Genomic DNA, 26,911 nt, shown 5'->3' on the forward strand with positions numbered 1-26,911 from the left:
TTTAGCATGTGAGTGCGAGCCGCTCTGGAATACTCGTAGCGCATCCATTTGGGTCCCTGACTACCTTTTCATCACACTGTCTCTGGTTTCAGACGTGGTGAGCAAGCCCTCACAAGCAGAGGGAAGCCTGAAGCGTCTCACCGGGGAATGTTGCGACAGAGGTCAGTAATCCAAGTCTTCCCGCACGGTGTTCCGGAGCAACCAAATTGGCGTTACTGGGAACAACGCTGAAAGCGACTTATCTCATCCGCCAGGCGGTTCGCCGCTTGAAAAAGGGTTGCGAAACGGAAACCTGCTGCGCGGCGGCACCGACCACGCAGCAACAACCGCGACGCTTCACCGACGGATCGGAAGAAAGTGTTCCGCTTTAACGCCAATGTACGAAAAGGCCCATGGAGATCCCATGGGCCTTCTTTATTAAGTCCTTGTAAAACAAAGAAATACGTCACACCCCGCGACAACGCCTCATAAATATAAGTAGTTATATTATCAGGGCAAATATCGTTACCGATATTCCACAAAACCTGTGGAAAACTCTGTGGGAAAACCTGACCGCGTGGCTAGAAAGTGGCGTTTTCGTCGCTAATGATAGCGTTTTGCCTGTTTTTTAGGCAGCGCCTTCTCCCGATCCCACGGCATCAAAAAGGGTCACGACCTGTTAGGCCGCGGACGCGCCTGTCATCCCCATAACTTAACTCAATCCTTCAATCCCGCCTCCAGATTCGGGTAGAGCAGGGTGATGCCGAGCTCTCTCAACATCTTTCCGCTATCGACGATGCGCCCTTCGGAGAAATAGGAGATCATGAGCGGCGTCATCACCTTGCGCGCCTCTTCCATGGTGACCTGTCTAGGCCTCGGTAGTCCCAGCTTGTCGGCGGCTGCGTTGAAATAGGCGGTCATCGAGCTGGGGGCCCCGTCGCTTACGTTGTAGATCGCGCCGTCCGGCCCCCTGTCGAGGGCGGCAAGGCAGATGCGGGAGAGATCGTCGGCGTGGATCCTGTTGCTGGGAAGCGACTCCTCTTCGCGCAGCACCGGCTGGCCCGTGGTAAGCTGCGACACCGGCAGGCGGTCCGGCGCGTAGATCCCCGTGACCCGTAGTACGACCACCGGAACGCCGTGCTCCAAGCCCCACTGTTGAACTATGCGCTCCGCGTGCAGCCGCCTCTTGCCGCGCGCGGTCTGCGGCACCGCCTCGGTTTCCTCAGTGACCACGTCGCTGCCGTGATCCCCGTAGACGCCGCTCGTACTTATATAGACGATCTTCGTCGGTTCGCTGCCGTCGCCGATACCGGCAAGGAAGTTACGCATCCTGGTGTCCTCGATCCCTCCCCCCGGCGGAGGAGCCAGGTAGATGACGCCGGCACCGCGGGTCGGCAGGCCCGCCAGCGTTTGCGGCTCATCGAGGTTCCCGGCGCAGTGCGTCACCCCCTCCAGTGGCGCTACTTCGTTCCTGTTGAAAGTACTGACCTTAAGCCCCCGCTTAAGAGCGAGAGAAGCGACCCTGCGTCCTATGGCGCCGCAGCCGATGACAAGCAGATGTTCCATATGATCCCCTTTCTGATGGATTCCCCGCCACGACAAGTCCCGCAGCGCCTACTTTATCTATCAAATGGCGCCGGCGATGTCAGCAAAAACCTGGGGAGGCGTCAGGGTTACCCAGTTTTTGTAAATATCCTCTAACATGCTATCTTTGTGCTTTCCGCGGAGGTCCGCTATGAAGCACCGCAAGGGGACATACCTCGCACTGCTCATCGTCACCGGCTTTGCCACCGGCGCCCTTGCCCCAACGGGTGAACCGCTCAGGATAGGTAGCGAGGAGTACTTTGAAGCCGACGACTGGTTCGAGGCTGGCGTGGAGCTAAACGGCGACAGGAATTACCCGGAGGCGGCCGAGGCCTTCAGCAGGAGTATCGCTCTTGAGCCGTACAACGCGCTGTCCTGGTTGAACCTCGGCACCGCCCAAGCCCTCGCCGGTGACTACCCGCATGCCATAGACTCGCTCAAGAAATCGGTAGAACTGGACCCTTCTCTCGCCCTTGCCGTTTCGAACCTCGGGGAAGTCTATTTCCGGGTAGACCGCTACGAGGAGGCGGCGACCGCCTACAAGGATCTCCTCTCTCTCTGGCCCGGAAATGCAAACGCACTGTACAAGCTTGGACTGTCACATCTCATGCTGAACGATGCGGGCAAGGCACAGGCGGAGTACCTGTTACTGAAAATCATCGACCCGGAACTGGCAGAAAAGCTGCATCGTGCGATAATTCAGGGTGCCAAATGACTAAAAGGGGGCGCCATGCGTTATTCGCCGCTGATTACCGACCTTTATGAGCTAACCATGCTCGCAGGCTACCATGAGCAGGGGATGCACGAACGTCCCGCCGTTTTCGATCTCTTTTTCCGTCACAACCCGTTCAAGGGTGGATACGCCGTCTTTGCCGGGTTGGAACCCGCGCTTTCCTACCTCGAGGATCTCTCCTTCAGCGAGGAGGAACTCGCCTACTTAGATAGTCTGAAACTCTTCCGCCCGTCGTTTCTCGACTACCTCGCCGGTTTCCAGTTCAAAGGAAGAGTCATCGCCCCCGGTGAAGGGACCGTGGTATTCGGTACCGAGCCGCTGGTCACCATCGAGGGGGGACTTGCCGAAGCGCAGTTCGTTGAAACAGCACTATTGAACATCATCAACTTCCAGACCCTCGTCGCCACCAAGGCCGCGCGCATCAAACAGGCCGCCGGGGACGCCACCGTCCTCGAATTCGGCCTGAGACGGGCCCAGGGGCCCGACGGCGGTTTGTCCGAGGCCCGGGCGGCTTACGTCGGCGGGGTGTGCAGCACGAGTAACGTTCTCGCCGGCATGCGCTACGGCATACCGGTCAGGGGTACCCACGCCCATAGCTGGATCATGGCCTTCCCGGACGAACTCACGGCATTTCGCCGCTACGCAGACAATTTCCCGGACAGCTGCATCCTCCTCATCGACACCTACGACACCCTCGGTAGCGGGCTCCCCAACGCGCTCACCGTGGCCCGGGAACTGCGTGAGCGTGGCCATGAACTGGTGGGGGTGCGCATCGACTCGGGCGATCTTGCCTATCTCTCACGCCAGGTCAGAAGCGCCTTCGACGCCGCAGGCTTCCCCGCTGTCAAGATCGTCGCCTCGAACGAACTGGACGAGTTCGTCATCGAATCGATCAGAAGCGAGGGTGGCCAGGTGGACATCTACGGCGTCGGCACACGGCTCGCCACCTGCGCGGGAGAAGGAGGAGGCGCTCTCGGCGGGGTCTACAAGCTCGTGAAAATCGACGGCGAGGCGAAGCTTAAGATAACGAGCGACCTGGCGAAGTCCACCCTGCCGGACCGCAAGCGGGTGCTGCGCGCCGTGGCCCCCGACGGCTCCTTCATTCAGGATGTCATCGCCCTACATGACGAGGAGGTGCTCCCCGGAGCACAGGTATTCGACCCCGCCAATCCGATTCAGCAAAAGCGGATACCTCGGGAGGCACGACTTATAGAGTTGCGCGGCACGGTGATGGTGAACGGCAGAAGGTGCGCCCCCTCCCCCACCCTGCAAAGCTGCGCCGAGCTTTCGAACAGCGAGCTCAAACGGCTGCCCGAGGGTTGTCTGCGCCTCGTCAACCCGCACCTGTACAAGGTCTCCATCAGCCCGGGTGTCAACACGCTCCGGCTAAAATTGATGTCTCAGATCCAGAGCAGGTACGGCGAATAACCGCTCACCTGCAAAGGAGGTCTCGATGAAAAGGAGATCTGCCCTTCTTGTCGTAGATGTTCAGGTTGATTTCTGCCCCGAGGGAGCGTTGGCCGTTCCGGACGGCGACCAGGTCCTGGCGCCGCTCAACCGTTACCTCGACCTCTTCAGCGAGGCGAGTACCCCCGTATTCGCCTCGCGGGACTGGCACCCGCCGGCCAGCAAGCATTTCCGGGAGAACGGCGGAATCTGGCCGCCGCACTGCATCCAGGGGACCGCGGGGGCCGCCTTCCACCCACGCCTGAGGTTCCCGGAGGGTACCATCGTCGTCTCGAAAGGGATGGCCGACTGGGACGACGGCTACTCCGCCATGGCAGGCGTCACGGAAAATGGCACCCCGCTTACCATGCTCTTGCACCGCATGGCCCTGGACCGCCTCTACGTCGGCGGACTCGCTACCGACTACTGCGTCAAGGAGACGGTCCTGGATGCACTGAAGGAAGGTTTTGCGGTGACACTTTTGACCGACGCGATGCGCGGCGTGGACGTTCAGCCGGGCGATTCCCACCGCGCGGCAAAGGCGATGCTGGAGGCGGGTGCCGAGGAGGCTTCCTTCGACTCGGTGCTCAGCGCGCTGACCGCGGACCGAAAGGGCGCAGGTCACGCCAAACGCGGCTAAACCGTCGGCTTTTACAGCGTTTTTTATACCTGCACCATACAAAAATATGCTCAGGGCAAAATTCCTACGCCCCCGGGCATTTTTTTTTGACAGCGGATGGGAAACGCGCTAGATTACGCCACATTAAAAACCGCTAGCGGGGAGCATACGATGATTAAGACCAACAACCTGAAGATCAAAAGCATCACCCCGATCATTGCACCGACCGACCTGCGGCAGGTCTTTCCGATCTCCGTGCAGTCGGGCGCCTGCGTAACCGAGAGTCGCGCAGCCATCGCCAAGATACTGAGGGGCGAGGACAAGAGGCTCATGGTTGTGGTCGGCCCCTGCTCGATCCACGATCCCAAGGGGGCGCTGGAGTACGCGGAGAAGCTCGCCGCCCTGTCGAAGGAAGTATCGGAAGAGCTCCTCCTCATCATGCGCGTTTACTTCGAGAAGCCGAGGACCACGGTAGGGTGGAAGGGACTCATCAACGACCCGGGCATGGACGGCACCCACTTGATCTCCAAGGGGTTGGGCATCGCGAGGGGTCTTCTCTGCAAGGTGACCGAGATGGGACTTCCGGTAGCGACCGAGATGCTCGACCCGATCACCCCCGAGTACCTGGCCGACCTCCTTTCCTGGGGCGCCATCGGCGCGCGTACCACGGAATCGCAAACGCACCGCGAGATGGCGAGCGGGCTTTCCTTCCCCATCGGTTTCAAAAACGGCACGGACGGTAACCTGCAGATCGCCATCGACGCCATGAATGCGGCGCTCCATTCGCACAGCTTCCTCGGCATCAACCGTGACGGGCTCTCTTCCATCATCCAGACCACCGGCAACCCCGACGTCCACATGGTGCTCCGTGGCGGCAACAAGAAGCCGAATTACTACCCCGAGGACATCGCCAAAAGCGAGGAGATGCTCAAGAAGGCGGGCCTCACCCCGACCCTCATGGTGGACTGCAGCCACGGCAACTCGGAGAAGAAATACGAGCGCCAGCCCGAGGTGCTGAGAGCCGTTGTCGACCAGATCGTCGCCGGCAACCGTTCCATCTCCGGCGTGATGATCGAGAGCTACCTTAAAGACGGCAACCAGGCGTTGCCGAAGAACCTGGCCGAGCTTAAATACGGCGTATCCATCACCGACAGCTGCATCTGCTGGGAAACCACCGAGAAGGCCCTGCGCGAGGCGCACCAAAGGCTGAAGGCCTGCGGCGGGAGGAAGATCTCCTAACGACCCCCTACAGATGCATTAACGCAAAGACGCAAAGGCGCGGAGACGCAAAAGGAAAAGCGGGTAACCCGAAAGACCTTTCAAGTCTTGGACTTTGGTTTTGCAGTTTCCATCCAGAAGGTTTTCTTTGCGACTTGGCGGCTTTGCGTCTTTGCGTTGAAGCTTTAAAACCCTTCAAAAGCAAAAGGCACAATATTCAAACCATAAAAAAAGCCCCCCGGCGGACGCCGGGGGGCTTTTTCGTTCTGCAGCTATCGCAACACTACTTCGCGGTGACGAGGTAGAGCGGTTTGACGAAGTTGGCTTCGGTCGCCTCCCTCACCTCCTGCACGACCTCGGCGGGTACTGCGGAATCGAGGGAGAGGATGACCATCGCCTCCCCTTTCTTCTCGCGGCGACCGAGGTTCATGGCGGCGATGTTGATCTCGTGCTTGCCGAGGATGGTGCCGATCTTGCCGATGATGCCCGGGCGATCGCCGTAGGCAAGAAGCAGCATGTGCTCCTCCGGACGGAAGTCCATCTGGTAGTCGCGCAGCTTCACGATGCGCGGCACCCCTTCGAACGCGGTGCCGGAGATCAGGCGCTTCTCGCCGGAGCCCTCGATGGTCACGGTGATCATGTTGGAGAAATCATCGGAGTGGGTGCTCTTCACCTCTTCGATCACGATCCCCATGTTGTCCGCGACGAGCTGGGCGTTGACCATGTTGACTTCCTGCTCGACCCTGCGGTTAAGCAGCGAAGCGAGGCCGCAGACGGTGATCGGGGTGCAGTCGTACTGGGCGAGACCGCCGGTGTAGGTGAAGGTGATCTTGTTCAGGTTGGTGTCGACCAGTTGGATGATGAAGTCGGCCAGCACGTTCACAAGGTTCAGGTACGGACGCATCTGCCCCATGAGGGAGGCGTCGAACTTCGGGATGTTGATGGCGTTCTCGATCGGCTGCTCGTCCATGTAGCGCAGGATTTCCTTGGCCACGTCGACGGCGACGTTCACCTGAGCCTCAAAGGTGTTGGCGCCCAGGTGCGGGGTGACGACCATCTTCTCGTGACCGATGAGCTTTTTGAGGACCTCGCTGTCGGGCGGCTCCTGGCTCCAAACGTCGAAGGCTGCACCGGCTACGCGGCCGGAGTCGAGGGCTTCCAGCATCGCCTCTTCGTTGATGATCCCGCCGCGGGCGGCGTTGATGATGATCACGCCTTCCTTAGTGGCTGCGAGCTCCTTCTTGCCGATCATGTTGTGCGTTTCGCTGGTGAGCGGGGTGTGCACGGTGATGATGTCGCAGTTCTTGATGATCTCGTCGAGGGTGACCAGCTTGACGCCGAGGTCGTGAGCGCGCTTCTCGGCGATGTACGGGTCGCAGGCGAGGACCTCGCACTCGAACGCCTTCAGGCGGGTGGCGACGCGGCCGCCGACCTTACCGAGGCCGATGACGCCTGCGGTCCGCCCTTTGAGCTCAAAGCCGGTGAAGGGGGCGCGTTTCCAGGCGCCGCCCTTAAGGGAGTTGTTCGCCTTGGTTACGTTGCGGCAGAAGGAAAGAAGCAGCGCCATGGCGTGCTCGGCGGCGCTGTTGGTGTTGCCGAAGGGGGCGTTGACCACGATGACGCCTTTGGCGGAGGCATAGTCAACGTCGACGTTGTCGACGCCCACACCGGCGCGGGCGACGAGCTTCAGGTTGGTCGCTGCGTCGAGCAGGGGCTTGTCAACGGTGGTGCCGCTTCTGGTGATGATAACGTCGTAATCACCAATGATCGAGTAAAGCTCTTCTTTCTTCAGTCCCAGCTTGATGTCCATCTGCACGCGCGGGTCACGCTGCAAAATCGCCAGTCCTTCCTGAGCCACCTCATCGGTTACGATAATCTTCATTGCCACTCCTTTGCTTTGGGTTAGAAACCGTTCTACGTTCAACGTTCTACATTCTACGTCCGTATTCTACGTCACACCGCATCAGATCGGGTGCGGATGTTTTGCCAGCTGGATGAAGCGCCGCACCTTGTCAGGGTCCTTCAGGCCTGGTGATGCCTCGACGCCGCTTGATACGTCGACGCCGTAGGGGCGCACCTGTGTCACGGCTGCGGCGATGTTGTCGGGGGTGAGCCCTCCGGCAAGCACGATGGGGCCGTGCTCCTTGGCGGCAATGGCGCATTCCCAGTCGAACACCTCACCCGTCCCCCCGTGGGCGTTGGGCGAGTACGCGTCCAGCAGGTATGCGGCCACATGGAATTCCGGCAGCGGAACGAGACTTTCGGGTCCGCGGACACGGAATGCCTTCATGATCCGGCGCCGCACCAGCGTGCAGAACTCGGGGCTCTCCTCGCCGTGCAGTTGTACGATGTCGAGCCCGCAGTGGTCGGCGGTTCGGTTCACCACGTCCAGATCGGCGTTGACGAAAAGACCCACGACCTGCACGAGCGGAGGAAGCTTGGCAATGATCCCCGCCGCAGCCTCCGGGTTGACGTAACGGGGAGACTTCTCGAAGAAGACGAACCCCAGGGCGTCCGCTCCGGCATCCACCGCCATGAGAGCATCGTCCACCGATGTTATGCCACAGATCTTGACCTTTGTCATGGGCGTATACCCTTAGAATCGTTCAATTTGCTGCTGACATCCGGCAGCCTGAGCAGCGTTGAGACTTCTACAAACAGACCTTGGGCAGCCTTTCCAGCGACTGGCGGATCGACTCCTCGGGGTACTCATAGTCTTCGAGCTTGCCGGAGAGGTACGCGTCGTAAGCCATCATGTCGAGCTGGCCGTGGCCGGAGAGACCGAAGAGGATGGTCTTCTCCTTCCCCTCCTCCTTGGCAAGCACCGCTTCGTCGATGGCGGCACGCAGCGCGTGGGAGGACTCGGGCGCCGGAACGATCCCCTCGGTCCGTGCGAAAAGAAGCGCCCCTTCGAAGCAGGCATTCTGCTTGTACGCCTTCGCCTCGATCTCGCCGGCGTGGTAAAGCTGCGAGATAAGCGCGGACTCGCCGTGGTAACGAAGCCCGCCCGCGTGGATTCCCGGCGGCATGAAGTCATGCCCCAGGGTGTACATCTTGGTGATCGGCGCAAGCTTCGCGGTGTCGCCGTAGTCGAAGGCGTAGATCCCCTTGGTGAGGGTCGGGCAGGAGGCAGGCTCGACCGCGAGGCAGCGCACCTTCTTGCCGTTCGCCCGGTCACTAAGGAACGGGAAGGCAAGACCGGCGAAGTTGGAGCCGCCGCCGCAGCAGGCGATGACCACGTCCGGGTAGTCTTGGGCTAGCGCCATCTGCTCTTTCGCCTCGAGGCCGATCACGGTCTGGTGCAGACAGACGTGGTTCAAGACGCTGCCGAGCGCGTAGTTCGTATCGTCATGGGTCGCCGCATCCTCGACCGCCTCGGAGATGGCGATGCCGAGGCTACCGAGGTTGTCCGGGTCGTGTGCGAGTATGGTGCGCCCGGCGTTGGTGAGCTCGGAGGGGGACGGAATCACCGTAGCACCCCAAAGCTGCATCATGCTCTTTCTGTACGGCTTCTGCGTGCAGGAGACCTTGACCATGTAGATGGTGCACTCCAGACCGAACATGGAGCAGGCAAGGGCGAGCGAGCTCCCCCACTGCCCGGCACCGGTCTCGGTGGCGAGCCTGCGGATGCCGGCCTGTTTGTTGTACCAGGCCTGCGGGATGGCGCTGTTCGGCTTGTGCGAACCGGCAGGCGACACCCCTTCGTATTTGTAGTAGATCTTCGCGGGGGTCCCAAGCGCCTGCTCGAGCCTGTGGGCACGGAAAAGCGGGGACGGACGCCAGATACGGTATTTCTCACGCACCTCGTCCGGGATGTCGATCCAGCGCTGGGTCGACATCTCCTGCTCGATGAGCGACATCGGGAAGATCGCGGTCATGTCCTCGGGGGTGACCGGCTTCAAGGTCGCCGGGTTGATCACCGGCTCGAGCGGACCCGGCATGTCGGGGATGATGTTGTACCACTGTTTCGGGATGCGCGATTCATCAAGCAGGAACTTGGTATTCATAGCCTCTCCTTTTCAGTTGGAACATTGCATTCCATAATACGGGCGCCCTACCCCACCAGTTCGGCGAGTTTCGCCCCCACGTCGGCCTCTCGCATGAGCGATTCGCCGATCAGGAAGGCGTGCAGCCCCTTTTCCATAAGGTGCACGATCTCCTCGCGTTTGTTGATGCCGCTCTCCGCGACGATGATGCGCCCCGCGGGAACCATGGCGGCAAGCCGCTCGGAGGTGGCGATATCCACCTCGAAGGTGCGCAGGTTCCGGTTGTTGATGCCGATCATGCTGCAGTCGGTCTGCAGCGCCATCTCGAGCTCGTGCTCGTCGTGCACCTCGAGGAGCACGTCCATGGAAAGGTCGCGGGCAAGGGCGTGGAAGTCACGCAACTGCGGCACGTCGAGCATGGCGGCGATGAGGAGGATGGCATCGGCCCCGGCGGCGCGGGCCTGGTAGATCTGGTAGGGATCGAAGATGAAGTCCTTGCGCAGCAATGGGAGCGAGACCTGTTCCCGGATCAGGGCGAGGTAGCTCAGGTGCCCCATGAAGAAGTGCTCGTCGGTAAGCACGGAAAGACAGGTGGCGCCGTTATCCTGGTAGGTGGTGGCGATCTGCAGCGGATCGAAATCGGCCCGGATCAGCCCCTTGGAGGGGGAGCCCTTCTTCACCTCGGCGATGATGGGTGTCCACCCGGAGCCGAGGGCATTGATGATGGCGTTCTGGAAGCCGCGCGGGGTGTCCTCGAGATCGCCCAGACGGTCCATGATCTCGTTGAGCGGTACGGCGGCCATCGCCGCTTCCAGCTCGCCCTGCTTGTGGTCCACGATCTTCTTCAGTACGTCTGGTACCTGGGTCATCTGCTACTCCACCTCGTTGGTGAGCGCTACGAGCCGCTCCAACTGTTTAAGGCCACTGCCGGAATCGATGGTCTCGGTGGCGAGCCTGATCCCCTCTGCGACGTCCTGAACCTTTCCGGCCGCAAGCAGTGCGTAGGCCGCGTTCAAAAGCACGATCCGGCGCTTGGCGCCGTCCTTGCCGGAGAGGATATCCCGGACGATGACGGCGTTGCCTTGTGCGTCGCCGCCATGCAGTTCGGTGAGCGGCGCGCGCTCGAGGCCGAACTGCTCAGGGGTGATCTTGTACACCCTGACACCATCAGGTCCGACTTCGCCTATGGTGCTCTCGCCGGTAAGGGTAACCTCGTCCATCCCGTCGCAGCCGTGCACCACGTAACCGCGGCGGCACCCGAGTTTCTTGAGCACGTGGGCGAGTTTTTCGACCAGATCTTCGCGGTAGACGCCGAGCACCTGGCAATCTGCCGCGGCCGGGTTGGTGAGCGGGCCCAGGATGTTGAAGATGGTGCGGACGCCGATCTCGCGGCGGGGGCCGATGGCGTGCTTCATGGCGCCGTGCAGCGCCGGGGCGTATAAAAAGCCGATGCCGATCTCGGCGATGCTGCGCTCAACCGTTTCGGGGGTTACGTTCAGGTTCACGCCGAGCGCCTCGAGGACGTCCGCCGAGCCGCAGGAAGAAGAAACCGCGCGGTTGCCGTGCTTGGCGACCTTTACGCCGCAGGCGGAGACGATGAAGGCGACGGTGGTGGAGATGTTGAAGGAGTTGGTGCCGGAGCCGCCGGTACCGCAGGTGTCGAGGATGGTCTCACGATCGAGGTTGATGTCGTCGCGGTCGATGCCGAGGACGCTTTTGCCGACCCGGATCGGCATGGCCCGGTCGCGCATGACCCGCGCGGCGCCCGTGATCTCGTCCACCGTCTCCCCCTTCATCCTGAGGGCGGTGATGAAGGAGGCTATCTGCGCGGGCGTGGCGCCGCCGGACATGATCTGGTCCATCACCTCGATCATCTCCGCCTCGCTCAGGTCCTCCCTCTCGACGACACGTGCTATTGCCTTGCGAATCATAGCGACTCCTTCACAAAAGAATTTAAAGGCCGGGAGAGCTGCCCCGGCCGGATACTATCTCGACATCTCGAGGAAGTTCTTCAAAAGGTCCATCCCCCCTTGGGTGAGTATGGATTCCGGGTGGAACTGCACCCCCCAGAGCGGAAGAGTGCGGTGCCGCATCCCCATGATCTCCCCCTCCTCGACCCAGGCAGTCACCTCCAGCTCGGCAGGAAGCGTATCGCGCTCGACGATGAGGGAGTGGTAGCGGGTGGCGGCGAACGGATTCGGAAGCCCCTTGAAAAGCCCCTGACCGTCGTGATGGATGGGCGATGTCTTGCCGTGCATCAGGGTCGCGCTCCGGATGACCTTCCCGCCGAAAGCGTAGCCGATGGACTGGTGCCCCAGGCAGACACCCAGGATCGGGATCTTGCCTGCGAAGCGGCGGATCGCCTCGACCGAGATGCCTGCCTCCTCGGGCGAGCAAGGCCCGGGGGACACCACGATCCGGTCCGGCGCGAGCGCCTCGATATCGTCAAGGGTGATCTTGTCGTTGCGGAAAACCTTCACATCCTCACCCAGTTCGCCAAGATACTGGACGATGTTGTAGGTGAAGGAGTCGTAATTGTCTATCATCAGGAGCATGGCTGGTAACCTGCGGGAACCGGAGGCGTTAGATGCGGCGTCGCGGAACCCCACCCTTTTGGTGTCTTATGCGAATCGCAAAAATATAAAGGTTTTGCCGAAGAAACTCAAGAGATTCCGTCAGGAAATGCGCAAAAGAGGCGGACCAGGAGGGGTGATGCGGGGTAAATTAGGGTGGTATCCCACCCGCGGGCGTGGGAATATTTCACACCCCCAAAAAGAATTTTGCCCTCCCTAGCCGGAGGGGCGTTTGTTCCAGGCAAGCCAGTAGAAACCGAGGTCTTGCAGAAGACGGCTGAAGGAGTCGAAGTCCACCGGCTTCGTCAGATAACTGTTGGCGTAATGGTTGTAGGCCTGGGCAAGGTCGCGCTCGGCCGCCGAGGTGGTAAGGATGACCACCGGGATCGCCTTTAACTGTTCCGAAGCCTTCACCTGTTTGAGCACCTCTATGCCGTCGACTTTCGGCAGGCGCAGATCAAGCAGTACGAGGTGCGGGCGCGGGTAGCTCAGTTGGTCGACGAAGCGCCCGCGGTTGTGCAGATAGTCGAGAGCGGCCTCGCCGTCCTCGACATGGAACACGCGGTTGGCAAGGCCCGCGTCGGAAAGGTTTCTAAGCGCGAGTTCGGCGTGGTCCGGGTTGTCTTCCACCAAAAGAATGCACAACGGTTCGCCTTCCACCATGTGTTCCCCCTTTCAGCTTTCAGTTGCCGCGGCAGGCGGCGTCATGTTCAGCGTGAAACAGAAGGTGCTCCCCTGCCCCGCGCCCTCCGACTCGACCCACAGCCTCCCGCCATGGAACTCGATGATGCGCCGCGCGAGGGCAAGCCCGATTCCGGTCCCCTCGGAACGGGCATCGAGCTTGTTGAACAGGCCGAAGATGGTCTCATGGTACTGCTGCGCCACCCCCATGCCGTTGTCGCGGACCGTGAAGACCGCGCCTTCCTCACCGTCGCGCACGCCGATCTCGATGCAGGGGTGCGGTTGCTCTCCGGCGTACTTGATGGCGTTTTCCAGAAGGTTCTGGAGCACCTCGCAGATGCGTCGCTGGTCCCCCCACACCGTGGGAAGTTCCTGCTGCAAAAGTACCTCGACACCCCGCTGCTCCAGGGGACCTGCCAGTTGGGCGAGCACCTCGTGGGTGAGGGCGTTCATGTCTATGAGGGTCGGCGCGTTCACGATGCGTCCGACGCGGGAAAGCTCCAGAAGGTCGTCAAGGAGTGCCGTCATCTTGTCGGCGGCGGCCATGATGCGGCGCACGTCGCCGTCAAGCCGCTGCGACTGACCGTTTTGGAGATCCTTGATGACGGCCCCGGCGAACCCCTTGATGGTGATGAGGGGACTCTTGAGATCGTGAGACACCGTGTAGGTGAAACGCTCGAGTTCGGCGTTTTTCGCCTCCAACTCGAGCTCGCGCTCCTTGCGCTCGCGTACCTCGCTTTCCAGGAGAAGCGCCTGTTCCCTGAGTGCTTCGTCGGCACGCTTTCGGTCGGTAATGTCGCGGTTGCTCGCCCTTACACCGCTCTCCGCCCCCTCTTTCGTGTAGACGACGCGGCAGATGTGCGAGATCCAGCGCACCTCGCCGTCAGGGCGTACGATGCGGAAATCGATCGGACTGGGGTTCCCATCAAAGGAAGCGTGTTCGTGGTCCAGGTATGCGGCGAGATCGTCGGGATGGATGACCCTCTCGATGAGGGTGTGGTCGGCATAGAACGCTTCATGGCCGTAACCGCAGAGCTTTTTGCAGGACGGCGATACGTACCTGAAGGTCCGGTCCGGCGCCTGCCAGTACTCCCAGTCGTCAGTGTAGTCGGCAACGGTGCGGTATCGCTCCTCGCTCTTTTCGAGGACCCGGGCGCTGCGGGTCAGGACGCGCGAACCGGTACCGATCATCCCCACACCCAACAACCAGAGAATGGAGTGACTTGCCACGCCCCCCATTATTACCGATGCGAAGGCCCCCTCGTTCGGTTCGATGGGAACGGAGGCGCTTATGCCCCCGCGGATGTCACCGACCTTGTACCCCTGCCTGGCATGACACTTAAGACACCCCTCTTCGGTGACGAACGGGCGCATGAGCCTCATGTACCTGCGCCCGTTGATCACCTGAACCTCGCTCACCTCCTTAACTCCCTGCTCGAACTTGAGCAGGGCCCGGGCTTCCCACGGGTCGGGAACGTTCTCGGGGCGTATCGGCTTCAGGCTTGTTATGTGACCGCGCACCAGGTTCTTCTGGCTGTCGGCCAATTCGAAGACCTGCCGGGTCATGTAGGCGGGGTTGACCAGGGTTAGTGCACGCCCTGACGGGGTGACGACGTCGCGTTCGGGGACCATGGCAAGGTTCGGATTCGGCGGGCTGGAGGCACTAACCGTTACATAGACGCCGCCATGATTGGTTGCCCAGCGACGGTAGAGGCTGTCCTTCTCGTAGGTGGCCCGTGCCTCAGCGCGGGCGATCTCGAGAACGGTATCCTGTTCGTGCTTGTAAAACCATAAGAGTGAAACCGCGATGCCGGCAGTCCAGAAAAGGGCGAGCACAATGGAGAAACGGCGTATGGTGTGTATCTGCGTTACCATGCCAGCGGGACTCCTTTTCGGCGTTAAGGGCGGTCCAGCATGTCACGGACCTTCGTGAGAAGAACCGCGGGCTTCACAGGTTTCATGACCAGTTCGGCCCCCTCGTCGAGATCGCTTCTGCTGCGGATGATATCGGCGGTGTAGCCGCTAGTGAAAAGGATCTTCGCGTCAGGAGACATGCCGCGTATGTGCTCAGCCGCCTCCTTGCCGTTCATCACGGGCATGATGATATCCATGAGCACCAGGCCGATCTGCGGGTTCTCCTTGAATTTCTGCACCGCCTCCAGACCGTTGGCGGCGTGAATGATGGTGTAGCCGAACTGCTGCAGGATCGAAGAGACCAGGTCGAGAACGTGCAGGTCATCCTCGGCTACCAGGATGGTCTCCGTCCCCTGCATCACCGGCTCGGGTGCGGGTGGCCCCTTCTTCTCGCGCTTTTCGGTTCCGATGGCAGGAAGGTAGATGCGGAAAGTGGATCCGATGCCGGGCTCGCTGTAGACGTTCACGAATCCCCTGTGCTGCGTGATGATCCCATACACGATGGCAAGACCGAGGCCGGTCCCCTTGCCGACCACCTTGGTGGTGAAGAAGGGATCGAAGATCTTCTTACGCGTCGTCTCGTCCATCCCCTCCCCGGTATCGGAGATGGTCAGGAGGGCGTAGTGGCCGGGCTCCCCGAAGCCGTGCGCGTGCACGAAGGCCTCGTCTATTTCGTGATACTCCGTCTGAACCATGAGCCGCCCACCCTTAGGCATGGCATCGCGCGCGTTGGCCCCAAGGTTCATAAGCACCTGTTCGATCTGGCCGGTATCGACGACGGCCCAGAGCGGCTCCTCGGCCAGGGACGTGGTGAGAGTGATGTCCTCGCCGATGATGCGCTGCAGGAACTTCTCAACCCCCTTCACGATTTCGTTCAGGTTCGCAGGAGCCGCCTTCACCTCCCCCTTGCGGCTGAAGGCGAGGAGGCTCCGGGTCAGGTTGGCGGCACGATCCGCAGCGGCCGAGATCTGCAGCACCTTATCCCTTACCGGGCTACCCTCATCGATATCCAGCTTCAACAGTTCGCAGTACCCGCCGATCACGGTGAGTATGTTGTTGAAGTCATGAGCCACGCCGCCCGCGAGGATACCGACCGCCTCGAGTTTTTGGGAGTGGCGCAGCTGTTCCTCGAGCTTCACCCGCTCGGTGATGTCGAGCGCGATGGCCAAAAGGCGCTCGCTTCCGTCGACGACGATCCGCTCGCAATAATACTCACCTTTCAGAACGCGACCGTCCTTCGCGTGGAGCGTGACCACATACCCGGTCACGATCCCTTCCTGGTTGAGTTTATCCAGCAGCGCCGCCCGGTCCGCCGCGTCGATCCAGCCGAGGGAAGTCGAGGTTTTCCCGAGTACCTCATCCCGACTGTAGCCAGAGAGGTCTACGAACTTGCGGTTCACGTCGATGAAGACACCGTCATCCATGTCGGTGATCACCATGATGAGGGGGGCGCTGTCGAAGGCCTTGTGAAACTTCTCCTCGCTAAGGCGCAGGGTCTCCTGGGCGAGTTTTCGTTCGGCGATCTCTTTCTTCAAGAGAAGCGCCTGTTCCTGCAGCGCCTCCTGCGCCATCTCGCGTTCCGCCACCTCGTGCTCCAGGCGGTTGCTTTGTACTCTTAACGCCTCCTCGGCCCTGCGGTGCTCGAGGATGTGGTCCCACTCGCGCAAAGCGCGCTCGACGATGCGCGGCATGGCGTCGAAAACCTCGGGCATCTTGACCACGTAGTCGATGGCACCCGATTTCATCGCCTCGACCGCTACCTGTTCGTTGCCATGCGAAGTCATCACCACGACCGGAGCAATGTCGGCCGATAGCGTTACCAGGTCTCCACCCTTGCCGTCGGGCAAAAGGTAATCGGTGAGCACGATATCGTAGTCACGGGTGCGTACATGCACCAGGGCTTCCTGGAGGCTTCCGGCAACGGTCAGCTCGTACTGGTCGGTACATTCGCTGAATCCGCGACGTATCAGTTCTGCGTGGGAATCGTCATCTTCGACAATGAGGACCTTCTTCACGGGACAAGCACTACCCATACAATCGGCTCCTGCGGCGGCATCAAACAGATCGGAAGATAGGTTGGATTAACGTGAAAATTCTACTATGTTTTTTTCTCCTGTGTGTTATTCCCTTCACAATATAAAATTAAATTACACACATTTTGTCTATTCAATGCCAGTTTTTTTCTTGGCAGTGAATAAGAGGTATAAACACATTGACGGATTAACACACCGGTTCTGCGCAAAAAAGTTTGGGCTAGACGTTTTAACAGAAGAGGGAAATTAGTCAGTGCAAGTTATACCAAACGTGAGGTCGGCCTCGCATATCCCACCCGCATCGGTACGACTTTTCAACGAGCGCACGCTAATTTGAAACGCGGCCGCGGAAATTTACAACGCGTGCGTAGAAACTTGAAACGTCCTCGTACAAGTTTGCAACGCGCACGTACAAACTTGGAACGTCCCCGTGGAGGTTTGCAACGCGCGCGTACAAACTTGAAACCTCCCCGTGCAAGTTTGCAACGCACACGTACAAGCTTGAAACCTCCTCGTGCAAGTTTGCAACGCGCACGTACAAACTTGAAACATCCTCGTGCAAGTTTGCAACGCACACGTACAAGCTTGCAACATCCTCGTGCAAGTTTGCAACGCACACGTACAAGCTTGCAACGTGGTCGTGGAAATTCGCAACACCTAGGTACCAACTTGTCGCGGCTCTTCAGATAATTCCGGGGAAACGTGTGTGTGTTAGTTTCGAAGCAGTGATCATGGCATTACGTTCCCCACTTTGCGAAGGGGGGACAGGGGGGATTTGCCTTGGTCGGACCTACAAGCACCCGCTGCCGCAGCCATCGCGCGCGCAATGTTAAATCTAAATAGCAGATGAAGAACAACCGCCTTAGTCTCTTCCTTTAGAAAATGAAGGTGGGACAAAAATCAAATCCCCCCCCGTCCCCCCTTCGCAAAGGGGGGGGCATGGTCACCAGCTGCGCTTCGTGGACACATTTTCCCGCCGTCCCCGGAATTCTCGGGCGCACCAATAAAAAAGGCGGCCGGAATTCCGGTCGCCTTTTTCTGAGCGTTGCAAACGATGAGGTCTAGTCGATGCCGCGCTCGGCCATCTCGATCGCCTTCACCACGGCCTTAGCCTTGTTCACCGTCTCCATGTATTCGGAGGCGGGGTCGGAGTCGGCCACGATGCCGGCACCGGCCTGCAGATGCACTTTGCCGTCCTTGATGACGAGGGTCCTGATGGCGATGGCCATGTCCATGTTGCCCGAGAAGGAGAAGTAGCCGACGGCCCCGCCGTAGACTTCACGCCGCGCCACTTCCAGTTCGTCGATGATCTCCATGGCACGCACCTTAGGCGCTCCCGAGAGGGTGCCCGCCGGGAAGGTGGCACGCACCACGTCGAAGGCGTCAAAGCCCGGGGCAAGGTTTCCCTGCACGTTGGAGACGATGTGCATCACGTGCGAGTACCGCTCGATGACCATCAACTCGGAGACCTTCACGCTTCCCGTGGTGCAGACGCGCCCGAGGTCGTTTCTCCCGAGATCGACCAGCATGACGTGCTCGGCACACTCTTTGGGGTCGGCCAGAAGGTCGCGCGCCAGCTCCTCGTCCGCAGCAGGGGTGGCGCCGCGCGTGCGGGTGCCGGCAATGGGACGCAGCTCAACGAGTTCCCCCTCCTTGCGCACCATGACCTCGGGGGAGGCCCCAACCACCATGGTGTCCTCGAGACGGAGGAAAAACATGTAGGGCGACGGGTTCAGCGTCCTCAGCACCCGGTAGATATCGAAAGGATCGACGGTCAGGTCGCCGGAGAAGCGCTGGGATAGCACCACCTGGATGATGTCGCCACTTTTCACGTACTCCTTGGCGCGCGTCACCGAATCCTCGAACTCCTCCCGCTTCACGTTGGAGGTGAGATCCACCTTCCCGTTGGCGGTTTTCTTCGGCTGCACGGGAAGGGGTTTCTTCAGGCGCTCGATGAGCCCTTCGATCTTGCTCACCGCGTCGGCGTAGGCCGCCTCGGGAGAAGTATCTCCGTCAAGGTGCGCGTTGGAGACGACCTTGATCTTCTGACTCAGGCTGTCGAAGATGATCATGGTGTCGGTGATGATGAAGTAGGAGTCGTAAGTATCGATGAGTCTCGGGTTGCTGTCCGGGAGGGTCTCGAAATGGCGCACCGCATCATACCCCAGGTAGCCGACGGCGCCGCCGAAGAACCTTGGGATCCCGGCCACCTCGACCGGCTGATAGCGAGCCATGTAGTCGCGGATGTAGTTCAGCGGATCGGCCACCTCGACGCGGCTCACCGCCCCACCCTCCACGATCTCGACCCAGTTGTCCTTGCCGCGTATCACCACCGCCGGCGATGAGCCGAGGAAGGTGTAGCGCCCCCACTTCTCCCCACCCTCGATACTCTCGAGCAGAAAACCGAAACGACCGTCGTCGATCTTCTTGAAGGCACCTACCGGAGTATCCAGGTCGGCCAGGATCTCACGAAAGACCGGAATCAGGTTGCCTTGTGCGGACAGGGTCTGGAACGAAGCGAAATCGGGGAAATACATGGGGCTCCTTGTTGCGCTGCGAGGTGTTTGGTGGGGCTATCCCCTTGCCGGGCAAAGAGTTTTAGCCCGACTTTATTAACATAGCTGGGAAATGGTGTCAAGAAACGGGGGATCTGGTAGAATCAGGTGCTAATGAAAACCATGCCGGTACTGAACACAATTAAAAAGCGTCTCTCGGCCTTCGCACTCGGGGTGGTCGACCTCGTCGTGCGCTTCAAGCGCACCACGGAGAAGATGTTCCTGCCATGGGACAAGTGGGTGAAACCGGAGGGAAGCATCGCGCGGGAGAAGCTGTTCTCGCGTTTCCCGCGCTACCTGAAGGAGCCCGCCGGAAGCGTGCGCTGCGGCGAGGGGTGGTATCCGCTGGTGTGGGATCTCTGCACCGCCATAGAGGCGATGGAGCACCTCGGCATGCCGCGCATCGGGCACTTCAAGGCTGAGGAGCGTCTGGGCGGGCTTTTCGTCCGGGTGGAGTCTGGCTCCTTCATCGTGAAGGAACTCGCCCGCGACGCGGAGCACAGAGCTGCCGCAATCTGCGAGGAGTGCGGTGAACCGGGGTCGCTACAGCTTGGCCACGGCTTCGCGAAGACGCTCTGCCAGTTGCATGCGGCGCAGCGCAAGCCCCACAAGGTGAAGACCGTCCCCATTCCAGAGAACCTCGCCACGCAAAGGCCCAAGCTACTTTTCCTGGATACCGAGTTCACCGATTTCGACTACCCGCAGTTGATAAGCATTGCCCTGGTCGCCGAGAGCGGCGAGAGCTACTACGCCGAGCTGGAAAACGGCTGGAGCCGCGAGGGATGCTCCGCGTTCGTGGTCGAGAAGGTGTTGCCGCAGTTAACCGGCGGCGAATTCTTTCAGGAAAGTGGCTACGCGGCGCGCCGGTTGCGCGAATGGCTCGCCGGCTTCGGGGTGCCGATACGCGTGGTGACCGATGCGCCGGGGTACGACTGGGTGCTCATGCTTGATCTTTTGCATCACGAACTCCCCCCCAACCTCTACCCTACCCCGCTCAATTTCTACAGCGAGAGCCTCCCCGAGCTGCGCCCGCTGCTCAAACAGGCCCACGACGACGCCTGTCGTGACCTTTCGCCGCACCATGCCCTGCAAGACGCCGAGGCGCTGCGCGAGGCATGGGAGGTGATGAAAGAGCACCTGCACCCCGCGATCCTTAGGCAGTACCTCAAACTTTAAAACCGAAGCTACAAACCGGAACACTTTTTTCCTCCCGCCCCTTGAAATCCTTACCCGCAATGCTTATGTTCCGTCGAGCACCCACTCAAGTACAAAGGAGACCACGAAGACATGGCCAAAACCGTCAAGAAGTTCGAGACCGAGGTCCAGCAGCTTTTGGACCTGGTGATCCACTCCCTCTACTCCAACAAGGAGATCTTCCTCAGGGAGCTCATCTCTAACGCATCTGACGCCATTGACAAGATAAAGTTCGAGTCCCACTCCAACATGGAACTGCTGGAGGGGAACGCCGACTGGAAGATCAAGCTGCATGCGGACAAAGAAGCGGGAACCATCACCATCATCGACAACGGCATCGGCATGAGCATGGACGAGGTGGCCGACAACATCGGCACCATCGCCAAGTCCGGCACCAAGAGCTTCGTGGCCGCCCTCAAGGAAAAGAACCTTTCCGAGAACCCGGAACTGATCGGCCAGTTCGGCGTCGGCTTCTACGCCTCCTTCATGGTCGCGGACAAGGTGGAGCTCACCACCCGCAAGGCGGGCGACAAGCAGTTCGGCTGCCGCTGGGAATCGGCCGGTGACGGCTCCTACTCCATCGAGGAGGTCGAGAAGGAGACGCGCGGTACCGAGATCGTGTTGCACCTGAAAGACGACATGAAGGAGTTTCTCGATGAGTGGAAGATCCGCTCCATCGTGAAGAAGTACTCCGACTACGTCCAGTACCCGGTCGTCATGGACGTTACCCGCTCCGAGCCGGTGAAGGACCAGGACGGCAACGTCATCGAGGGTGGCGGCAACATCGAGAAGACCGTCGAAGAAACCTTGAACTCCATGAAAGCGATCTGGACCCGCCCGAAGAGCGAGATCACCGAGGAGGAGTACGAGGAGTTCTACAAGCACATCTCCCACGACTACGACAAGCCGCTCTCCACCATCCACTACTCGGCCGAAGGGGTGAGCGAGTTCAAGTCCATCGTCTACATCCCTTCGCACAAGCCCTACGACCTCTTCCTGCGCGATCATAAAAAGGGCGTGCATCTCTACGTGAAGCGCGTGTACATCACCGACAACTGCGAGGCGCTCCTCCCCGACTACCTCCGTTTCGTCAAGGGTGTGGTCGACTCGGCCGACCTGCCGCTGAACGTCTCCCGCGAGATCCTGCAGGAGGATGTGCAGATCAAGCGCATCCAGAAGTCGCTCGTCGGCAAGATCCTCTCCACCCTCTCCGATATGAAGGAAAAGAACATCGACGATTACCTGAAGTTCTACGGCGAGTTCGGGCCGGTGATGAAGGAAGGGATCCATTTCGATTACGCCAACAAGGAGAAGCTGCAGGACCTCCTCCTCTTCGAGAGCTCCAAGACCGAGAAAGGGAAGTTCACGTCGCTCAAGGAATACGTCGAGCGCATGCCCGAAGGACAGAAGGAGATCTACTTCATAACCGGCATGTCCCGCGAGTCGGTTGAGAACTCCCCCTACATGGAGGCCCTGCGCAAGAAGGACTACGAGGTCCTCTACATGACCGATCCGGTCGACGAGTGGGTGGTGCAGGCGATCAACGAGTATCAGGAAAAGCACCTGAAGGCGATCGACAGGGGCGACCTCGAACTGGACAGCGAGGAGGAAAAGAAGGAGAAGGAAGCGAAGAAGGAGGAGGCCAAGAAGGAATTCGGCGGCATCCTCGACTTCATCCAGGAAACGCTGAAGGATAGAGTGAAGGAGGTGCGTCTCTCCTCCCGCCTAACCGAGAGCGCCTGCTGCCTCGTGGCGGACGAGATGGGGCTCAACGCGAATATGGAGAAGATCCTGAAGGCGATGAACCAGGAAGTGCCGGAAGGGAAAAGGATCCTCGAGCTCAACCCCGAGCACCAGATCATGCAGGTGATGACCGCCATGTACGAGAAGGACAAGTCGAACCCGAAACTCGCCGACTACAGCGAGCTCCTCTTCGACCAGGCCCTTCTGACCGAAGGCTCCCCGATCAAGGATCCGCTCCGTTTCACCAGGCTCGTAAGCGAGCTCATGGTGGTCGGCGGCAAGTAGCCGGCAACGCCCTACGCATAAGACGGCAAAAGCCGGGAGGATCGCATCCTCCCGGCTTTTTATTTTTCAGGTAACAAGAAGCAAATCCCCCCCGTCCCCCCTTCGCAAAGGGGGGGGCGCGAGGTCACCTGCGGCGCTTCGTGGACACACTTTTTCGCCTTTCCCTGAATTCCCGAAGTACCTTATTTGCCCTGCCGGAATTTATTCCCCCAGCACTCCTCGCAGCGTCCTGCTCATCTCGTTCACCCGATACGGCTTTTGTATGAACCCCGAAGGCCCGGCACCTACGAACTTCATGGTGACTTCCTGCTCGTTGTAGCCGCTGGAGATGACCACCTTCACATCCGGCTGCAACTCCCGCAGAGCCCGGAAGGTCTGTTCCCCGTCCAGATGGGGCATGGTGAGGTCCAGGAGCACGCAGACGATCTCCTCTTTATGCCGGCGATAGACTTCAAGCGCCTCCTGCCCGTCGCAGGCGAGCAAAACGTCGAAGCCCATGGTCTCAAGCATGTCGCGCCCAAGCCCCCGGATGCTCTCCTCGTCGTCGGCGAGCAAGACGGTGCCGCTGCCCCGCCAGAGCGGACCCGGATCGGCAGCCTCGTGGTGATCGGCGTACCCCTCTACGCAAGGCAAAAGGAGGCGGAAAGTACTCCCCCTTCCCTTCTCGCTGTAGACCTTGATAGCCCCGTGATGTGCTCTCACGATCCCCAGAACCGCTGCCATGCCGAGGCCGCGTCCCGTGAACTTGGTGGTGAAAAACGGGTCGAAGATCCGGGGTATCACCTCGCGCGCCATGCCGCAGCCGTTATCGGAAACTTCGATCACCACGTAGTCCCCTTCCGGGAGCCGGTCGTCGATCCAGGACTCGGATAGGTACGCACGGTCGCAGAAAAGGCGTTTGGTGCTGATGACGATCATGCCATTGGCATCGCCCACCGCCTCGCTCGCGTTGAGCACGAGGTTGAGAACGACCTGCCGCAGTTGAGTCGCGTCGCCGCTTACCGGCGGGAGCCCCGGCGCAAAGTCGTAGCGCAGCATCACCTTCTTCGAGATAGAGACCTCGAGCATCTGCCCCATCTCCTGCACCAGCCGGGTCATGTCGAGTTTCTCAATGACGAATTTACCCCTACCAGAATAAGCCAGCATCTGCCGGGCGAGGTCAGCCGCACGGCTCGCAGCCTGTTCGATCTGGGCCAAGTTTTCGCAGGCGGGCGAATCGGGCGCCATCCGCATCAGCGCGAGGTCGGCGTTACCGAGGATCACCATCAGGATGTTATTGAAGTCGTGGGCGATGCCGCCTGCGAGCACCCCGAGGCTCTCAAGTTTTTGCACGTGGAGCATCTGTGATTCGATCAGGCGCTTCTCCTGTTCCAGGCGCTTGCGCTCCGTCATGTCCACGGCGATAAACATCAGGTGATGCTTCCCCTCAACATCGAAGCGCGACAGGAAGCATTCTACTTGCAGCAGTTTTCCAAACGAGGAAGTCGTAGCGATCTCGATGCTCCTCGTCTGGCCGTCGGAGAGCACCAGCTCCGCGGCAGCACGCATCCCGGCCTCCCAGGACGGAACTTCGCGGAAATTCTGACTGAGCAACTGCTGCACGGTCCCACCTGCTAGATCCGACGCCGCCTGGTTCGCCTTGACGCAGGCGCCGCTTTCTCCCTCGTACACGAGAATGGCGGTAGGGGAAGAAGCGAGCAGCGATTCGAGCATGGCAAGAGCCCGGTCGCGCGCCTCCTCGATCATCTTTCTCTCAGTGATGTTGTCGTAGACCCCGAGTATGCCGGTCACGGTCCCGGTTTCGTCGCACAAGGGAACCTTGGTCGTGTCCACCCACAGGTGCCGGCCGCTCGCCTGCAACTGCTGCTCTATGATGTGGCACTTGGGACGGTTGCCCTCCATGACGGCGCGGTCATCGCTGCGGTAGGCGTTGCTCTCCTCCCGCAGCCAGGGGAGGTCGTAATCGCTCTTGCCGGCGATCAGCTCGGGGTCATCTAGCCCGGCCGCTTTTGCAAAGACGATGTTGCACCCCTGGTAGATACTGTCGCGATCCTTCCAGAAGACGAACTGGGGGATGGTGTTGATGATCTGGGCAAGCATGTTGCGCCCGCGGCGCAGTTCCTCCTCGGCGCGTTCCCGCACGGCAAGCTCGAGTTTCAGCTGTTCGTTGGTCAGCCGCTGCGCTTCGGTCCTCTCAGCTACCCTCACCTCGAGCTCTTCCCTCGCGCGGCGTTGTTCTTCCTCGGCCTGTTCCTGGCGCAGCAGACGGAGGTAGATCACGCGGGACAGGGCGGAGGTGACCGTCAGGAACAGCACAACCAGCGCCAGGATCTGCAGGAGTTCGCGGTGCCAGCGCATCAGTATCTCATCGGGAAGGAGGGCTATGCTGATGTACAGGGGGTAACGGCCGACCTTGCTGTAGGAAACGAGCCGTGGCGTACCGTCTGTGCTCCGGTCGGCATAATAGGTGTCACTCGACATCCCTCTAGCGATGCGCTTTTGCATCTCCGGAGAGACAGGCTTGCGCCCGAGCTCCGTGCTGACCGGGAGTTGCTGCGGGTGTCGCAGGATCAAATTGAGGGACTCGTCGCGCAGCGTGATGCGCCCTCTCACACCGACGTCGATCGTGGAGAGCATGTTGCGGATCTTCTCAAGGGGGATGGAGCAGTAAACGACCCCGGCGAAAGCACCGTTCGCACCGCTCACCCTGCGGGCAAGAATGACCACCCATTTGCCGCTGATAAGCCCAAGGACCGGCTTGGATATGACCAGCGCAGCCCGCGGGGTGTCGCGCAACTTCACGAAATAGTCGCGCTCCTCAATGCTCTTCCTGGAACCGGGGTCGACTCCGGTGCCGTAGAGGATGTTCCCCTTCTCGTCGGCCATGCGTATGCTGTCCAGAGCCGGTAACCGTGTATGCTGAGCGATGATGAAGGCGTTCAGGGTATTCGCGGAGATCCCTCCCTGCCGGTGCTGGCGTGCGGCCTCGTCCACCACGCTAAGGAGCGAGATATCGGCAGCGTCGAGAACGCCGGAGATGCTGTAGACGAGGGTCTGGGTGAGATTGCGCCCCTGGATCTCCGCACTTCTCAGGTACTGGTCCCTGCTCTGCCGCAAGGTCACCGTCCCCAAAACGATGACGAAGAGGTTGACGGCAAGCACCAGTGCCACGGTGCGCGCCATCAGTGTGGTCCCCGAAGTTTTTGTTTTCTCTGGCAGCGAACTTCGCATATCTGATCTCCAGCGGTCCGGACCTCAACTGGTGGACCGGCCGTGCGGGGCACGCACGGCGGCGGTACTTACCGGTACCTTATCGGCGCAGCGCCATCATTTCATTAGTCAAATTGGAATATGGGGGAAAGAGGAAGAGGCGGCCGTCGTGAAACGGCCGCCCGTAAACGAAGTGTTCAGGCGGTCTTCCCATACAGGGCTTCCCTGCTCGCGAAGGCCCGCTTCACACGGGTGAGAAGTCCTATCTCCTTCACGGGTTTCAGTACGAAATCGAAGAAACCCTTTTCCAGGGCCTCCTTCTCCTCGTCGGGGGTCGCCGCGGCGGTCATGAGGATCACCGGCATGTAGCGGAACTCAGGGATATTGCGGATGGCGAAGAGGAACTCGTACCCTCCAAGTTTGGGCATCACCTTGTCCGTAATGACCAGTTTGGGCTTAAGGGTGAAGATCTTGCTGAAAGCATCCATGCCGTCCAGGGCAGTTTCCACCTGGTACCCCTGGCGGGTCAGGATCTTCGACACCATCTCGCGGGAGAGCTGGTCGTCCTCGACAAGGAGGATGGTCTTGCTTGCGCCGCCGCCTATGGCCTGACCCAGGTAGTGCCGGGCGATGGCGCGGTTGATGTCGAGGCGGGTGGCGACGTAGAGCACCAGTTTCAGGTTATGCTGCGCCGAGATGCTCGCGAAAAGCTTGTCGGTGGTCGGGTCGGCCACGGCGAGCCCCAGCCTGCCGTCATCCAGCTTGAGCGGGAAGATGCAGTGCTTCACCGCCATGTCGATGGGGATGAGACTGAGGACGTTGGCCTGGTAGGTGTACTTGGCGAAATCACCGATTTTTCTGACGTGGTACTGAATCGCCAGCGCCTCCGCCAGCTCTTCGGGCGTCACGAGGCCGATCACCTCCAAAAGCTCTCCTAAACGAATGTTCTTACTCTTGGCGTGCGAGATGAGACGGTCCACGGAGGCCCTGGTGAGGAGGCCGCGCTCGACGAAGATCTCCCCAAGAGGCTTGCGGATCGGCGCCGGGGCGGGGGTGGGTTTTACATCTGCGGTCATGCTACTTCTCCTGCAGGACAAAAAACGGTATGAAACGAGGCCCTGCCGCGGATGCCGAAGGACCAGCCGTCGCAAGGGACGG

20 protein-coding genes and 1 other RNA gene are annotated in these 26,911 nt (G+C 60.2%); 8 read left to right on the forward strand and 13 right to left on the reverse strand.

The window, feature by feature from the left end:
* The first annotated feature begins 18 nt into the window (after positions 1–18).
* Positions 19–203, forward strand: a non-coding RNA gene (gene ssrS, locus E4633_RS09740) — 6S RNA.
* Between the two features lie 3 nt (positions 204–206).
* Complete coding sequence (locus E4633_RS20430; RefSeq protein ID WP_162604970.1) at positions 207–371, forward strand: hypothetical protein; 165 nt, start codon at positions 207–209, stop codon at positions 369–371.
* A gap of 325 nt (positions 372–696) precedes the next feature.
* Here E4633_RS20430 and E4633_RS09745 read toward each other — a convergent pair whose 3' ends face one another.
* Positions 697–1,545, reverse strand: a complete 849-nt coding sequence (locus E4633_RS09745) for an NAD-dependent epimerase/dehydratase family protein (protein WP_135870053.1) — start codon at positions 1,543–1,545, stop codon at positions 697–699.
* A 169-nt stretch (positions 1,546–1,714) separates the two neighbouring features.
* On the opposite strand from E4633_RS09745, the gene E4633_RS09750 reads away from it, so the two are divergent.
* The 4 genes from E4633_RS09750 (at position 1,715) to E4633_RS09765 (ending at position 5,600) form a co-directional block, all read left to right on the forward strand.
* A complete protein-coding gene (locus E4633_RS09750; protein WP_135870054.1) occupies positions 1,715–2,278 on the forward strand; it encodes a tetratricopeptide repeat protein in 564 nt (187 codons plus the stop codon).
* Between the two features lie 15 nt (positions 2,279–2,293).
* A complete protein-coding gene (locus tag E4633_RS09755) occupies positions 2,294–3,724 on the forward strand; it encodes a nicotinate phosphoribosyltransferase (RefSeq protein ID WP_135870055.1) in 1,431 nt (476 codons plus the stop codon).
* A gap of 25 nt (positions 3,725–3,749) precedes the next feature.
* On the forward strand, positions 3,750–4,382 hold the full coding sequence (locus tag E4633_RS09760; protein WP_135870056.1) for an isochorismatase family protein: 633 nt from the start codon (positions 3,750–3,752) through the stop codon (positions 4,380–4,382).
* Positions 4,383–4,532: 150 nt separating this feature from the next.
* On the forward strand, positions 4,533–5,600 hold the full coding sequence (locus tag E4633_RS09765; protein ID WP_135870057.1) for a 3-deoxy-7-phosphoheptulonate synthase: 1,068 nt from the start codon (positions 4,533–4,535) through the stop codon (positions 5,598–5,600).
* 262 nt (positions 5,601–5,862) lie between these two features.
* Here the strand turns inward: E4633_RS09765 and serA are convergent, their stop codons facing one another.
* The 10 genes from serA to trpE form a co-directional block, all read right to left on the reverse strand.
* Entirely contained in the window at positions 5,863–7,461 is a 1,599-nt protein-coding gene (serA, locus tag E4633_RS09770) for a phosphoglycerate dehydrogenase (protein WP_135870058.1), read from the reverse strand.
* An 81-nt stretch (positions 7,462–7,542) separates the two neighbouring features.
* Positions 7,543–8,163 carry a phosphoribosylanthranilate isomerase gene (locus tag E4633_RS09775; protein WP_135870059.1) on the reverse strand — a complete coding sequence of 207 codons (621 nt, stop codon included), beginning with the start codon at positions 8,161–8,163 and terminating at the stop codon, positions 7,543–7,545.
* Positions 8,164–8,230: 67 nt separating this feature from the next.
* Positions 8,231–9,586 carry a TrpB-like pyridoxal phosphate-dependent enzyme gene (locus tag E4633_RS09780; RefSeq protein WP_135870060.1) on the reverse strand — a complete coding sequence of 452 codons (1,356 nt, stop codon included), beginning with the start codon at positions 9,584–9,586 and terminating at the stop codon, positions 8,231–8,233.
* Positions 9,587–9,633: 47 nt separating this feature from the next.
* The gene (gene trpC, locus E4633_RS09785) at positions 9,634–10,434 is read right to left on the reverse strand and encodes an indole-3-glycerol phosphate synthase TrpC (protein WP_135870061.1); all 801 of its coding nucleotides are present in this window, start codon (positions 10,432–10,434) and stop codon (positions 9,634–9,636) included.
* A 3-nt stretch (positions 10,435–10,437) separates the two neighbouring features.
* Positions 10,438–11,496 carry an anthranilate phosphoribosyltransferase gene (gene trpD, locus E4633_RS09790; RefSeq protein WP_135870062.1) on the reverse strand — a complete coding sequence of 353 codons (1,059 nt, stop codon included), beginning with the start codon at positions 11,494–11,496 and terminating at the stop codon, positions 10,438–10,440.
* A 54-nt stretch (positions 11,497–11,550) separates the two neighbouring features.
* Entirely contained in the window at positions 11,551–12,120 is a 570-nt protein-coding gene (locus tag E4633_RS09795) for an anthranilate synthase component II (RefSeq protein WP_135870063.1), read from the reverse strand.
* A 234-nt stretch (positions 12,121–12,354) separates the two neighbouring features.
* The gene (locus tag E4633_RS09800; RefSeq protein WP_135870064.1) at positions 12,355–12,801 is read right to left on the reverse strand and encodes a response regulator; all 447 of its coding nucleotides are present in this window, start codon (positions 12,799–12,801) and stop codon (positions 12,355–12,357) included.
* Positions 12,802–12,813: 12 nt separating this feature from the next.
* Positions 12,814–14,694, reverse strand: coding sequence for an ATP-binding protein (locus E4633_RS09805; protein ID WP_135870065.1), 1,881 nt, complete (start codon positions 14,692–14,694; stop codon positions 12,814–12,816).
* A gap of 23 nt (positions 14,695–14,717) precedes the next feature.
* Entirely contained in the window at positions 14,718–16,766 is a 2,049-nt protein-coding gene (locus tag E4633_RS09810) for a response regulator (protein WP_135870066.1), read from the reverse strand.
* A gap of 1,061 nt (positions 16,767–17,827) precedes the next feature.
* Entirely contained in the window at positions 17,828–19,303 is a 1,476-nt protein-coding gene (gene trpE / locus E4633_RS09815; protein ID WP_135870067.1) for an anthranilate synthase component I, read from the reverse strand.
* Between the two features lie 132 nt (positions 19,304–19,435).
* Between trpE and E4633_RS09820 the strand changes: the two genes are divergently transcribed.
* Together E4633_RS09820 and htpG are read left to right on the forward strand one after the other, a co-directional pair.
* Entirely contained in the window at positions 19,436–20,497 is a 1,062-nt protein-coding gene (locus E4633_RS09820; RefSeq protein ID WP_135870068.1) for a 3'-5' exonuclease family protein, read from the forward strand.
* Between the two features lie 111 nt (positions 20,498–20,608).
* Positions 20,609–22,543, forward strand: a complete 1,935-nt coding sequence (gene htpG / locus E4633_RS09825; RefSeq protein ID WP_135870069.1) for a molecular chaperone HtpG — start codon at positions 20,609–20,611, stop codon at positions 22,541–22,543.
* Between the two features lie 201 nt (positions 22,544–22,744).
* Here the strand turns inward: htpG and E4633_RS09830 are convergent, their stop codons facing one another.
* Positions 22,745–25,774 (reverse strand): PAS domain-containing protein, encoded by a 3,030-nt coding sequence (locus E4633_RS09830; RefSeq protein WP_135870070.1) that lies wholly within the window; start codon positions 25,772–25,774, stop codon positions 22,745–22,747.
* 176 nt (positions 25,775–25,950) lie between these two features.
* Positions 25,951–26,829 carry a response regulator gene (locus E4633_RS09835; protein WP_135870071.1) on the reverse strand — a complete coding sequence of 293 codons (879 nt, stop codon included), beginning with the start codon at positions 26,827–26,829 and terminating at the stop codon, positions 25,951–25,953.
* Positions 26,830–26,911 lie beyond the last annotated feature (82 nt).

This window comes from Geomonas terrae, assembly GCF_004791675.1.
Taxonomy (GTDB): Bacteria; Desulfobacterota; Desulfuromonadia; order Geobacterales; family Geobacteraceae; genus Geomonas; species Geomonas edaphica.

Excerpts from the sequence above, each read along its gene's own strand:
- E4633_RS09835 (WP_135870071.1), bottom strand. The coding sequence starts at position 26,829 with ATGACCGCAGATGTAAAACCCACCCCCGCCCCGGCGCCGATCCGCAAG.
- trpD (WP_135870062.1), bottom strand. The coding sequence starts at position 11,496 with ATGATTCGCAAGGCAATAGCACGTGTCGTCGAGAGGGAGGACCTGAGC.
- E4633_RS09810 (WP_135870066.1), bottom strand. The coding sequence starts at position 16,766 with ATGGGTAGTGCTTGTCCCGTGAAGAAGGTCCTCATTGTCGAAGATGAC.
- E4633_RS09795 (WP_135870063.1), bottom strand. The coding sequence starts at position 12,120 with ATGCTCCTGATGATAGACAATTACGACTCCTTCACCTACAACATCGTC.
- E4633_RS09805 (WP_135870065.1), bottom strand. The coding sequence starts at position 14,694 with ATGGTAACGCAGATACACACCATACGCCGTTTCTCCATTGTGCTCGCC.
- E4633_RS09775 (WP_135870059.1), bottom strand. The coding sequence starts at position 8,163 with ATGACAAAGGTCAAGATCTGTGGCATAACATCGGTGGACGATGCTCTC.
- E4633_RS09745 (WP_135870053.1), bottom strand. The coding sequence starts at position 1,545 with ATGGAACATCTGCTTGTCATCGGCTGCGGCGCCATAGGACGCAGGGTC.
- E4633_RS09760 (WP_135870056.1), top strand. The coding sequence starts at position 3,750 with ATGAAAAGGAGATCTGCCCTTCTTGTCGTAGATGTTCAGGTTGATTTC.
- E4633_RS09800 (WP_135870064.1), bottom strand. The coding sequence starts at position 12,801 with ATGGTGGAAGGCGAACCGTTGTGCATTCTTTTGGTGGAAGACAACCCG.
- trpE (WP_135870067.1), bottom strand. The coding sequence starts at position 19,303 with ATGTATTTCCCCGATTTCGCTTCGTTCCAGACCCTGTCCGCACAAGGC.
- E4633_RS09830 (WP_135870070.1), bottom strand. The coding sequence starts at position 25,774 with ATGCGAAGTTCGCTGCCAGAGAAAACAAAAACTTCGGGGACCACACTG.
- E4633_RS09780 (WP_135870060.1), bottom strand. The coding sequence starts at position 9,586 with ATGAATACCAAGTTCCTGCTTGATGAATCGCGCATCCCGAAACAGTGG.
- htpG (WP_135870069.1), top strand. The coding sequence starts at position 20,609 with ATGGCCAAAACCGTCAAGAAGTTCGAGACCGAGGTCCAGCAGCTTTTG.
- E4633_RS09750 (WP_135870054.1), top strand. The coding sequence starts at position 1,715 with ATGAAGCACCGCAAGGGGACATACCTCGCACTGCTCATCGTCACCGGC.
- E4633_RS09765 (WP_135870057.1), top strand. The coding sequence starts at position 4,533 with ATGATTAAGACCAACAACCTGAAGATCAAAAGCATCACCCCGATCATT.
- trpC (WP_135870061.1), bottom strand. The coding sequence starts at position 10,434 with ATGACCCAGGTACCAGACGTACTGAAGAAGATCGTGGACCACAAGCAG.
- E4633_RS09755 (WP_135870055.1), top strand. The coding sequence starts at position 2,294 with ATGCGTTATTCGCCGCTGATTACCGACCTTTATGAGCTAACCATGCTC.
- E4633_RS09820 (WP_135870068.1), top strand. The coding sequence starts at position 19,436 with ATGAAAACCATGCCGGTACTGAACACAATTAAAAAGCGTCTCTCGGCC.
- serA (WP_135870058.1), bottom strand. The coding sequence starts at position 7,461 with ATGAAGATTATCGTAACCGATGAGGTGGCTCAGGAAGGACTGGCGATT.